Origin of the sequence: Streptococcus suis (assembly GCF_019794615.1) — a bacterium.
GTDB lineage: Bacteria > Bacillota > Bacilli > Lactobacillales > Streptococcaceae > Streptococcus > Streptococcus suis_AI.
On the sequence record NZ_JAIMDU010000053.1, the window covers coordinates 1 to 10,803 of the forward strand.

Here is a 10,803-nt window from a genome sequence, read left to right on the forward strand (position 1 = left end):
CAGGGATACAAGGATATGAGTCCACCATCAAAGGAACTCTATAAACTTATGATGGAAGGCAAGATTCAACATGGTGGGCATCCAGTTCTGAAATGGATGGGACAAAATGTAGTCATGCGACAAGATCCAGCTGGCAATATTAAGCCTGATAAGGAAAAGTCAGTCGAGAAAATTGACGGTATTGTTGCACTCATTATGGGGCTGGACCGTTGTATTCGTCATCAAACCGATGAAGGAAGTGTGTATGATGAACGTGGTATTTTGAGTTTTTAGTTGACAAAATAAAGTAAAATGCGTTACAATTACAGTACAAAAATCAAAGGAGAAATAGTATGGGAAAAACAGCCACTCTAAATGTACGTGTTGATTCGGATGATAAATTAAATGCAGAAAGTGTCTTGAAAGAGCTTGGAATGCCTATGTCTACATTGATTACCCTACTATTAAAGCAGGTTTCTATGACACGAAGCATTCCGTTTGATATTGCCTTACCACAAGCACCTTCTTCTGTGGATGTCTCACCACTGTCTGCTGGTGAATTGAAAGACCTGTTGGTGCAGAGCTATCACTCAGCGGATCAGGAAGAAACGATTTTGGCGGAAGATTTTTTCAAAGATTTTAAAGGGGCAAATTAATGAAAGAATATCCTGTGAGATTGACAAAACAAGCCAGTGAAGATTTAACTGCCATTTATCGCTTTATTGCGATAGAGTTACAATCTCCCTTAACAGCAGATAAAAATCTCCATCTTTTTGAAAAATCCATCAAATCCTTATCGATATTTCCAGAACGTTGTCCTATTCTTGAAGGGTTTGAGAGTGAGGGTATTGTAATTCGAAAACTTATTGTTAAAAACTATGTTGTATTTTATCGTTTTGTTGGAGAGGTTGTAACTGTACTTCGAGTATTACATGGCACTTCTAACATTGATGCGTTATTGAGAGATATTGCAGAAGATAATGATGTGAACTGATATCGGCATCTCCAAACGGAGGTGCTTTTTCTATTCAAAGTATTCAAAAAAATAGTTGATAATATCGCCAGAATGACTTGATAAGTCCTTGCTTCTACGGTAATATGTGACTACAAAAAGAAGAGGGGAACAAAACAATGGCAACAAAAGCGCGGATTGGATTATTGACGAAAAATCATACAGCACAAACAATCGAGATTGCGTATGAAGGATATCCAGAATACACTGGGGAACTTCTAAAGAAACACTTTAAATCAAGCAAAGCAATTCGTGCATTACTTCAGAAAGGTGATATCATTCAGCTTGAAGATAGTCTTGATAAGATCGAACACGATGACTTACAGGGGAATGCCCAGCAACATCGTTTCATCGGTAACATCAGTCAATTGGCAGAGGATACCTTGGCAGATTACATTTATCTTTTTCAAGAAAGTGATAGAACATGGTATCTTCTTGAAGAAGGAGTGATGAAAAACATCTAAGAACAAACGATAAGCACTTCAATTGAGGTGCTTTTTTCGTACTCAAAAGGAGGAACTATGGGACTACTAGATTTACTGGGACGTAAGCGAGCTAGGGATAAGCCACGAAATAGTTATGAAGGTCAGGACTTTTCCTATCTGTTTGGACGAACGACCAGTGGGGAGAATGTGGATGAGTTTAAAGCTATGCAGACGACTGCTGTTTATGCTTGTGTCCGCATTTTAGCTGAAGCGGTAGCTTCACTACCCATTCATGTTTATGAGAGAACGGCAACTGGAAAGGAGAAAAAGGTGGAACATCCCCTTTATTTTCTCTTGCATGATGAACCTAACCCAGAGATGTCATCCTTTGTTTTTAGAGAAACATTGATGACCCATCTACTGATATGGGGCAATGCCTATGTTCAGATTATCCGAGATAGGAGTGGACAGGTTATTAGTCTTTATCCGTTATTGCCAGATAAAATGTCTGTACATCGGGACGAGAGTGGTAAGCTCTATTACAAATACAAGCGTCAGTCAGAGGAAAATCCAAACTTTAAGGAAAAGGGAGATGCTATATTGAAAGCAGATGATGTTCTCCATGTTCCTGGTCTGGGTTTTGATGGCTTGATAGGTTATTCTCCAATTGCCCTTGCAAAAAATGCTATCGGTATGACCTTAGCTACGGAAAACTATGGGGCATCATTCTTTAAAAATGGTGCAAATCCAGGTGGCGTTTTGGAACACCCAGGTATTCTCAAAGATCCTAAACGAGTGAGAGATTCATGGAATGCAGTCTACAATGGGGTAAACAATGCCCATAAAGTGGCAGTTCTTGAGGAAGGGATGAAATACACTCAAGTAGGCATTCCACCTGAAGAAGCCCAGTTTCTCCAAACTAGAAAATTCCAAATCAATGAAATTGCAAGGCTCTACCGCATTCCACCTCATATGGTTGGCGACTTGGAGAAATCCTCATTTTCAAACATTGAGCAACAATCTCTAGAATTTGTTAAATATACCTTAGACCCTTGGGTAGTTCGTCTCGAACAGGCTTTCAAGAGGTCTCTTTTTTTACCTGAAGAAAAGAAAACCTACTTTGTGAAGTTCAATGTGGATGGTCTTCTTCGTGGCGATTATCAGAGTCGAATGAATGGCTATGCGATTGGGAGACAAAATGGCTGGCTATCGACAAATGATATACGTGAACTTGAGGACTTGAACCTCCTTTCAGATGAGGAAGGAGGCAATCTCTACTTGATAAACGGAAACATGACGAAACTGAAGGATGCAGGTGGCTTTATGAAACAAGCACCGCCAGAACAAGAAACTAAACCCGAGGAGGATATGGATGCATAAGTTTTGGAATTTTACAGAAGATGATAGCGGTCGAACTCTTCGAATCGAAGGACAGATTGCTGATGAGACGTGGTTTGGCGATGAAGTCACGCCACAGGTATTTAAAAATGATTTACATGCAGGAAACGGAGACATCACCCTCTGGATTAATAGTCCAGGGGGTGATGTTTTTGCGGCTGCTCAAATCTATAACATGTTGATGGATTACAAAGGTGATGTCCATGTAGTGATTGATGGATTGGCCGCAAGTGCTGCTAGTGTCATTGCCATGGCAGGTACAACGGTTTCTATGAGTCCAGTTGCCATGATGATGATTCACAACCCTTGGACTGTAGCACAAGGTGAAGCCAAGGATATGCAGAAAGTCATTGAAATGTTGGGAGAAATTAAGGAATCCATCATCAATGCCTATGAACTAAGAACAGGACTTTCAAGAACTAAGCTATCACACCTCATGGACTCAGAGTCTTGGTTCAATGCCAAAAAGGCTGTTGAACTAGGCTTTGCGGACAAGATTCTCTTTGATAGACAAGAGGAACATGGAATGGAGACTGAGAGTTATTCTTTCAGTCGAAATGCTGCACAACAAGATTTACTTGTAAAAATGCAGGCGAAACTTGAAGTCCAACAACCAAAGAAAACAATCCCTATCAATCAGTTGGAAAAACGATTGAATTTGCTCAAATAACGAAAGGAATATGAACTGATGTCTAAATTACTTGAATTGAAAGAAAAACGTAACCAAGCTTGGCAACAAGCAAAAACCTTCCTTGACTCTGTTCGCTCAGAAGACGGACTGGTATCAGAGGAAGATTCCAAACGCTATGATGATATGGAAGCAAAAATCAACCTCTACAATCAAGAGATTGCTCGATTGGAGCGTCAAGAAAAGATTGACCTTGAACTTTCTCAACCAGCATCACAAGCCCTTATTGGACAACCCACTACAGTTTTGAATGACAAAACTACTGAAGAGGAAAAGAAAGGTGTTGCTTCAGAAAGCTATGCCAAGACATTTTGGACAAGTGTACGTAAGCGTCACTTCTTCGATGTGAAAGATGTCCTTCGAGTAGGGGAAGATACCGAAGGCGGTCATCTTGTTCCAGATGAGTATGAGAAGAAACTGGTTCAAGGATTACAAGAAGAGAATTTCTTCCGTAGCCTTGCGACTGTCATCAAAACCTCCAGTGGTGAGCGTAAGATTCCTGTTGTAACTGGACATGGTTCAGCATCATGGATGGATGAAAATGGTCTTTATCCTGAAACAGATGAAACCTTTGGTCAGGTGACACTAGACTCTCATAAGATTGGGACTGCCATTCGTATTTCAGAAGAGTTGCTTAACGATTCAGTCTTCGACCTTGAGTCCTATATGACAGCTGAATTTGCTCGTCGTATTGGAACGGAAGAAGAAAAGGCATTCTTGATTGGTGATGGTTCTAAGAAACCAACTGGTATCTTTACTCAGGCAGATGTAACTGGTCCAACGACTGCTACAAAGGATATTTCCTTTGATGACATGATTGAACTGTATCATTCTCTACCAGCACCCTATCGTAAGAATGCCGTTTGGATTTTACATGATACGACTGTCAAAGCTATCCGTAAACTCAAGGACAATAACGGTAATTACATTTGGCAGCCATCCACACAAGCTGGACAACCGGATTTGATTTTAAATCGTCCATACTACACATCAACCTTTGCCCCACTACCTGAAGCAGGAAACAAAGCCATTGCATTTGGTGATTTCTCATATTATTGGATTGCGGATCGTCAGGGTCGTACCTTCAAACGTCTGAATGAACTCTATGCCAATAATGGTCAGATTGGTTTTCTTGCTTCACAACGTGTGGATGGTAAGTTAGTTCTACCTGAAGCTGTTAAGACTCTAACTGTAAAGGCTAAGTAGTTATGGTTAGTTTAGCAGAAGCAAAACAGTATCTCAAAGTGGAACACGATGATGAGGATGGACTGATTGAGCAATTGCTTGAAACCAGTCAACAACTCTGTGAAGATATTTTGCGTCAATCAATTTATTCAGAAGTTCTAAAGATGGCAATCCTATACGGGGTTGCCTATCTTTATGAACATAGAGAAGATGCAAATCATAAGGAGTTGAAGGAGACTCTCTATCACTTGTTGCTGGCTGAACGAAAGGATGTGTTCTGATGAAGATTGCACCTTTGAGGGAACGCTTGTCGTTTCATGTTCGACAGATTGTTCAAGATGAGATTGGCAATGAAAGTTCGACTTGGATACCTTTATTTGACCGGTGGTGCTCTTGTCGTCCTCTTACCTTGACCGAAAGGGATGGGAGTGTGACGAAACTGGAACAAGAGAAAGTCCAGTTCACCCTCAGGTATGAAAAGGCAATTCTTGGACTTCATTCCTTAACGACTCACATTCAATTTCGTGGTCAAACCTATGAGATTGAGTCGATTGATGGAGATACAGTACCAAGGCAACTGATTTATATCGTCGCCATTAAGGAGGAGAGTTATGACTAGAATTGAACTGGATGCACTAGAAACCGCCATCGCAAATGAGCTGGCTGAGTATGTGCAGGATACCACAGAGGTGATGCGTGAAGTTGTAGAGGAAATCACTGAGGAATCCATCGAAACCTTGAAAGCAACGTCACCTAGAAAGAGTGGATCTTATGCCAAAGGGTGGAAGAGTAAAGCAACGATTGATACCAGTACAGGTTTAACCAAAACCATTCATAATCGAACGCCAGGCCTGACGCATCTATTAGAAAATGGTCATGCCAAAAGCTCTGGTGGGCGAGTTGAGGGGATAAAGCATATCGCTCCTGTAGAAAAACAAGCAATACAATCCTTGGAAGAAAAGCTGAGAAAGCGAGTGTGATAAGACATGTTACTGAGTGAAATGTACTCCATTCTCCGAGAATTACAGCTACCTCTCGCATATCATCATTTTGAAGAAGGGAGTCGTCCAAAACCACCGTATCTGGTTTATATGGTGACTGATTCAGATAATCATGGTGCAGACAATTGGACCTATCATAAGCAGAATAACCTGCAAGTGGAACTCTATACCACTAAGAAAGATTTAGCAACTGAACAAAAGGTGGAGTCATCATTTGACAACCACCTTATTTATTTTGAAAAAGTAGAGACCTATATCTCATCTGAGAAACTCTATCAAATAACCTATTACATCACATTACATGGAGGATAATATGGCTGAAAAGAATAAGGTCACCTTTGGACTACAAGATGTCCATTGGGCAGAAGTTACAAGCGAAGGTTCTGATGGTACGTTGACATATGGCAATGTGGAACGACTTCGTGGTGCTGCAGAATTAACCCTTGAACCAACAGGAGACAAGGGTTCTTATAAGGCAGACAATATCAATTTTTATACTACTGAGTCAAACGATGGTTATGAAGGAACGCTAAAAGTTGCTCTTCTAACGCAGGAATTTCTGACTCGAGTCCTTGGAGAACAGTTGGATGCGACGACAAATACCATCTCAGAAATCGCAAACAGCGAAAAGAAAAATTTTGCGTTGATGTTCCGTTTTGAAGGGGATAAAAAAGAAACATTACACGTTTTGTATTATTGTTACGCATCTCGTCCGACTGTTGGTTCAAAAACCAAGTCAGGTTCGGATATCAATGAGGTAGAGTTGACCTTTACTGCCAGTCCTCGCCCTCTTGATAAGGTTGTACGTAGACGAACAACAGAGGAAACGAGCGATGAGATTCGTCAAAATTGGTTCAAGGCAGTTTTTGAACCTCGTAAGTAAGGGAGAAGGCCATGAGAGAAAGTATTACCATAGCAGGCACGACCTACGAGTTAGCAACCAATGCCTATACTCCAATTGCTTATAAAGAGCAGTTTGGTAAGGACTATTTCCAAGACCTATTCTCGATGGTCAATAGTCAAGCAATCTTAGCAAAACTTGACCAGTTGGAAGAAGGAGAAGAGTTACAGGCACATCATATTGATGTTTCAATTCTCTCTGATTTTGATATGACATTTTTCCACCGAATCTTTTGGGTCTTTGCGAAGTCAGCCAATCCACGAGTGAAACCATTTGTGGATTTTTATTTGGAGATGGAAGAATTTCCAGTGCCGGATATTGCTCCTGTCTTGATGAATATGTTGAACCAAGGGATGTCAACCAGAAAAAAGCAGATGAAACAGAAACAGCGAGTGAAGAAATCTTCACAGTAGAGAGTTATTTCTCCTGTTGTAAGGAGACTGGTCTGACCATTGACGATTTAAAACATATCTCTATTGGGATGGCACTTGACTACCAAACGGACTATGTGGAGATGCGTACTCGAGAAACTTCTCAAACACGCCGAGCAACTCAAGCTGATTTTGATAATTTCTGATGGTAGAAAGGAGGGACTATGGCTAGAAACATCAAGGGGATTACGATTGAAATTGGTGGCGATACCCAACCCTTACAAGATGCACTTAAGGGTGTAAACAAACAAGCATCTGAAGCTACTAAAGAACTAAGACAAATTGATAAGGCTCTCAAGTTTGATACAGGCAATGTCACCCTCCTTACTCAAAAGCAGGACGTATTAGCTAAACAAGTTGAAACAACTCGAGAAAAGCTAGCAACATTAAGGCAAGCACAGGCTCAGGTTGAGGCTCAGTTTAAGGCTGGGGATATTGGGGCAGACCAGTACCGTGCCTTTCAACGTGAGGTGGAAACTACTCAAAGGCTGCTAACGTCCTATGAAACTAAGTTAGCTGATGTGTCATCAACACTTGAGAATCACGGTCGAGCCAGTAGTACAGCGGCTCAACAATTAGATAAACTCCAAGTGGAGCAGGGTCAGTTAGCAAGTGAGATGAACAAGGTCACGTCTCAATTTGAGTTACAAGAAAGTGCTTTGTCATCCAATAGTTCCGAAGCAGAACGCAATGCCATAGCCCAACAAAAGATTGGAGCGCAGTCAGAAATTGTTTCTAAACAAATTTCCAATCTCGAAAAGCAACTAGCCTTGACAAAGAGTGAATATGGTGAGAATTCCATTGAAGCCAATAAGATGGAAGCTGAGTTGAACCAAGCAAAGACCGCTCTCAATAACCTGAACAACGAGATGGATGAGACCAAATCCTCTGCTGATGGTGCTCAAGATGGCATGAAAGCCATGTCTGACACCATTCGGGCTGAGGCACTTCAAGCGACCAGTGAGAAGCTAGCAGACATCTCTCAGAAAATCTTCGAAGTCGGAACAGAGTCCATGTCTGCGGCAGCGCAACTTCAAGCCAGCAATGCCCAATTCTCTACCGTCTTTGGAGATATGGAGAATGCTGCTAAGGATGCCCTCAATAAGATTGGGGAAGAGATGGACATTGTTCCAGAGCGTCTTCAAGGCTCCTTCACTCAGATGGCTTCCTTTGCCAAAACCTCTGGGATGGATACGGCTCAGGCTTTGGATCTGACCACTCGTGCCACCAGAGCAGCGGCTGATGGGGCAGCATTTTACGACAAATCCATCGAAGAAGTCACCGAAAACCTGCAGTCCTTCCTCAAAGGAAACTATGAAAATGACGCAGCTCTAGGTATTTCTGCAACAGAAACCACTCGTAATACAGCGGCGAACAAGCTCTATGGAAAGTCCTTCAATGAACTATCAGAAGCTCAGAAGCAGTTAACCCTCCTTCAAATGGTAGAGGACGGCAATGAACTCTCTGGAGCCTTGGGACAAGCTGCAAGGGAATCAGACGGACTGGAAAACGTTCTGGGCAACTTAAGACAGTCTGGAACTAATGCTCTAGCAGCAATCGGTCAACCGATTCTGGAGATGCTTATTCCAGTCTTTCAAAGTTTGGCAGACATTGTTAGTCAACTAGCGACTTGGTTTACCAACTTATCCAGTCCCATCAAGGAAGTCGTCATTATCTTCACAGGTATTTTAGCCGTGGTAGGGATGTTACTTCCTGTTTTCTTGGGCTTACAGGTTGCGGCAGCCGCTATGGGGACAACCGTTGTTGGAATGATAACGGCATTTTTGCCGATTGTGGGGATTATTGTTGGTATTGTAGCCGCCATTACCTTACTGATTGTTGGGTTAAAAGAACTCTGGACGAACCACGAAGGCTTTCGAACGGCTGTGACGGAAATCTGGAATAGTATCTATGCCTTTCTGTCCATGATTATCCAGCAGATTTCTAGTTTTGTTATGTCCATCTGGGGAACCCTAACAACATGGTGGACTGAAAACCAGCAATTGATTCTAAATGCTGCAACCACGGTATGGAATGCTATCACTACGGTTATTCAAACTGTGATGACTATTCTTGGGCCGCTCATCCAAGCAAGCTGGGAAAATATCAAACTTATCATCACAACTGCTTGGGAGATGATAAAGATTGTGGTTGAGACTGCCATCAATGTGGTGCTTGGTATCATTAAGGCAGTCATGCAGGTTATTACTGGTGATTGGACTGGAGCGTGGGAAACCATTAAACAAGTCCTAGCTACGGCTTGGGAGGGAATAAAGTCCCTGATTTCATTAGCTTTAAACTTCATCGCCCAGTACATCACAACTGCTTGGACAGGTATCAAAAATACCATTGCAAACTTACTGTCCGCCATTAGTTCAGTTGTTTTTTCCGTCTGGACAGCAATCCAATCGACCATATCCAGTATTTTATCTAACATCGGCTCAACAGTCTCCAATATTTGGAACAGTATCCGAAACACGGTCTCTAGTGTCTTGAATGGCATTTCAAGCACGGTGTCATCCGTTTGGAATGGTGTCAAGAATACCATTTCCAATGCCATCAATGGGGCAAAAGATGCCGTGAGTAATGCCATCAATGCCATTAAAAATCTCTTTAACTTCCAAATCAGATGGCCACATATTCCTCTTCCTCATTTTCGAGTGTCAGGTTCAGCCAATCCACTCGATTGGTTGAAGGGTGGAATCCCAAGAATCTCCATTGATTGGTATGCCAAAGGAGGAATTTTAACCAAACCAACCGCATTTGGTGTAAACGGTAATAGCCTAATGGTAGGTGGTGAGGCTGGAAAAGAAGCAGTCTTGCCTTTGAATGAACAAACGTTAGGCGCAATTGGTCGAGGAATCGCAAAGACCATGACAAGCAATCTACCAACCATTCATATTACCATTACTGGAAATACGGTAAGAGAAGAGACTGACCTTCACCGACTTGCGGAGATGGTTGGAGAGAAACTCGTTTATGAATTACAACGTCAGCAAGGATTGAGAGGAGTGAAACCATGATTAGACATAATGCATTAACCATTGGTGGGGTGTCCACGGCTAGTTTTCCTTTTAAGGTAATCGTGGAAGATAGCCCTTCTATCACAGTTAGTGAAAGTAAGACGCAATTGATAGAACACCAAGGTCTGTCAGGTGCGGTTCTTCAAACCAATCCTCGCAGAAGTGTCATGGAACTGAGCTATACACTCTATCTTGTTAAACCTAGTGAAGAACAGTTATTTTCCTTTTTGAAGCTATTTTTGAAAGAAGAATTTTGGCTTGAGAACGCTAGTTTCAAGACCATACGCTTTTGGTGTTACAAGGTTCACCATACTCCAGTTCAAAAGGATAAGCTGGGGGTGTATGAGCTTAAGGTTACCTTTTCTTGTCACCCAACCAAGTGGTTCAAAACGACGACTTCGCAGGTGTTTAGAACCAGTGGTGTTATGCGATGTCAAGGTTCAGCCATCGCTTTTCCAAAGATTACCATAAGTGGCAACTCGACTAGTGAAACTAGCTTTACGATTGGGGAAGATGTCATCCGCTTGGAGCGATTACAAGAAACACTCATTATGGATAATAATCCTAGTCAGCCAAGTTTTAAGACACAAAGAGGTCAGCCTGTAAAATGGTCTGGTGATTTTCTTTCTATAGATGCAGGTAGGAATGACTCAGTTGGAGTTGTCTTAGGTGCGGGCATCACATCATTAACAATAGAAATGAATTGGGGGTGGGCATAGAGTGCTATCATTATTAGACAAAACGGTTCGAACGGCAAAAT

General features: G+C 41.8%; 15 protein-coding genes. All 15 read left to right on the forward strand.

Annotation, left to right across the window (positions count from 1 at the left end; all coding sequences use genetic code 11):
* The coding region (locus K6V43_RS10835; RefSeq protein WP_222383099.1) for a terminase TerL endonuclease subunit at positions 1–273 on the forward strand (273 nt) is incomplete at its 5' end.
* Positions 274–332: 59 nt separating this feature from the next.
* Positions 333–635 carry a type II toxin-antitoxin system RelB/DinJ family antitoxin gene (locus K6V43_RS10840; protein WP_105182449.1) on the forward strand — a complete coding sequence of 101 codons (303 nt, stop codon included), beginning with the start codon at positions 333–335 and terminating at the stop codon, positions 633–635.
* The gene (locus K6V43_RS10845; protein WP_105182450.1) at positions 635–973 is read left to right on the forward strand and encodes a type II toxin-antitoxin system RelE/ParE family toxin; all 339 of its coding nucleotides are present in this window, start codon (positions 635–637) and stop codon (positions 971–973) included. The genes K6V43_RS10840 and K6V43_RS10845 overlap by 1 nt, the downstream gene beginning before the upstream one ends.
* Before the next feature lie 137 nt (positions 974–1,110).
* Positions 1,111–1,455, forward strand: coding sequence for a hypothetical protein (locus K6V43_RS10850; protein ID WP_170240174.1), 345 nt, complete (start codon positions 1,111–1,113; stop codon positions 1,453–1,455).
* Positions 1,456–1,512: 57 nt separating this feature from the next.
* On the forward strand, positions 1,513–2,796 hold the full coding sequence (locus K6V43_RS10855) for a phage portal protein (RefSeq protein WP_029188733.1): 1,284 nt from the start codon (positions 1,513–1,515) through the stop codon (positions 2,794–2,796).
* Entirely contained in the window at positions 2,789–3,484 is a 696-nt protein-coding gene (locus K6V43_RS10860; RefSeq protein ID WP_024407630.1) for a head maturation protease, ClpP-related, read from the forward strand. Before K6V43_RS10855 ends, K6V43_RS10860 begins: the two co-directional genes overlap by 8 nt.
* 18 nt (positions 3,485–3,502) lie before the next feature.
* Positions 3,503–4,708, forward strand: coding sequence for a phage major capsid protein (locus K6V43_RS10865; protein WP_222383100.1), 1,206 nt, complete (start codon positions 3,503–3,505; stop codon positions 4,706–4,708).
* 2 nt (positions 4,709–4,710) lie between these two features.
* Positions 4,711–4,968, forward strand: coding sequence for a head-tail connector protein (locus K6V43_RS10870; RefSeq protein WP_024407628.1), 258 nt, complete (start codon positions 4,711–4,713; stop codon positions 4,966–4,968).
* A complete protein-coding gene (locus K6V43_RS10875) occupies positions 4,968–5,306 on the forward strand; it encodes a head-tail adaptor protein (RefSeq protein WP_222383101.1) in 339 nt (112 codons plus the stop codon). The genes K6V43_RS10870 and K6V43_RS10875 overlap by 1 nt, the downstream gene beginning before the upstream one ends.
* The gene (locus tag K6V43_RS10880) at positions 5,299–5,667 is read left to right on the forward strand and encodes an HK97 gp10 family phage protein (protein ID WP_222383102.1); all 369 of its coding nucleotides are present in this window, start codon (positions 5,299–5,301) and stop codon (positions 5,665–5,667) included. Before K6V43_RS10875 ends, K6V43_RS10880 begins: the two co-directional genes overlap by 8 nt.
* 6 nt (positions 5,668–5,673) lie before the next feature.
* Entirely contained in the window at positions 5,674–6,000 is a 327-nt protein-coding gene (locus tag K6V43_RS10885) for a hypothetical protein (protein WP_222383103.1), read from the forward strand.
* A gap of 1 nt (position 6,001) precedes the next feature.
* Positions 6,002–6,571, forward strand: a complete 570-nt coding sequence (locus K6V43_RS10890) for a major tail protein (protein ID WP_014636346.1) — start codon at positions 6,002–6,004, stop codon at positions 6,569–6,571.
* 11 nt (positions 6,572–6,582) lie between these two features.
* Positions 6,583–7,002 (forward strand): hypothetical protein, encoded by a 420-nt coding sequence (locus K6V43_RS10895; RefSeq protein WP_222383104.1) that lies wholly within the window; start codon positions 6,583–6,585, stop codon positions 7,000–7,002.
* A gap of 182 nt (positions 7,003–7,184) precedes the next feature.
* Positions 7,185–10,043, forward strand: coding sequence for a phage tail tape measure protein (locus K6V43_RS10900; RefSeq protein ID WP_222383106.1), 2,859 nt, complete (start codon positions 7,185–7,187; stop codon positions 10,041–10,043).
* Positions 10,040–10,762, forward strand: a complete 723-nt coding sequence (locus K6V43_RS10905) for a phage tail protein (protein WP_024407622.1) — start codon at positions 10,040–10,042, stop codon at positions 10,760–10,762. Before K6V43_RS10900 ends, K6V43_RS10905 begins: the two co-directional genes overlap by 4 nt.
* Positions 10,763–10,803: the final 41 nt, after the last annotated feature.

Coding starts and splice junctions, on each gene's coding strand:
- K6V43_RS10840 (WP_105182449.1), top strand. CDS start 333: ATGGGAAAAACAGCCACTCTAAATGTACGTGTTGATTCGGATGATAAA.
- K6V43_RS10845 (WP_105182450.1), top strand. CDS start 635: ATGAAAGAATATCCTGTGAGATTGACAAAACAAGCCAGTGAAGATTTA.
- K6V43_RS10850 (WP_170240174.1), top strand. CDS start 1,111: ATGGCAACAAAAGCGCGGATTGGATTATTGACGAAAAATCATACAGCA.
- K6V43_RS10855 (WP_029188733.1), top strand. CDS start 1,513: ATGGGACTACTAGATTTACTGGGACGTAAGCGAGCTAGGGATAAGCCA.
- K6V43_RS10860 (WP_024407630.1), top strand. CDS start 2,789: ATGCATAAGTTTTGGAATTTTACAGAAGATGATAGCGGTCGAACTCTT.
- K6V43_RS10865 (WP_222383100.1), top strand. CDS start 3,503: ATGTCTAAATTACTTGAATTGAAAGAAAAACGTAACCAAGCTTGGCAA.
- K6V43_RS10870 (WP_024407628.1), top strand. CDS start 4,711: ATGGTTAGTTTAGCAGAAGCAAAACAGTATCTCAAAGTGGAACACGAT.
- K6V43_RS10875 (WP_222383101.1), top strand. CDS start 4,968: ATGAAGATTGCACCTTTGAGGGAACGCTTGTCGTTTCATGTTCGACAG.
- K6V43_RS10880 (WP_222383102.1), top strand. CDS start 5,299: ATGACTAGAATTGAACTGGATGCACTAGAAACCGCCATCGCAAATGAG.
- K6V43_RS10885 (WP_222383103.1), top strand. CDS start 5,674: ATGTTACTGAGTGAAATGTACTCCATTCTCCGAGAATTACAGCTACCT.
- K6V43_RS10890 (WP_014636346.1), top strand. CDS start 6,002: ATGGCTGAAAAGAATAAGGTCACCTTTGGACTACAAGATGTCCATTGG.
- K6V43_RS10895 (WP_222383104.1), top strand. CDS start 6,583: ATGAGAGAAAGTATTACCATAGCAGGCACGACCTACGAGTTAGCAACC.
- K6V43_RS10900 (WP_222383106.1), top strand. CDS start 7,185: ATGGCTAGAAACATCAAGGGGATTACGATTGAAATTGGTGGCGATACC.
- K6V43_RS10905 (WP_024407622.1), top strand. CDS start 10,040: ATGATTAGACATAATGCATTAACCATTGGTGGGGTGTCCACGGCTAGT.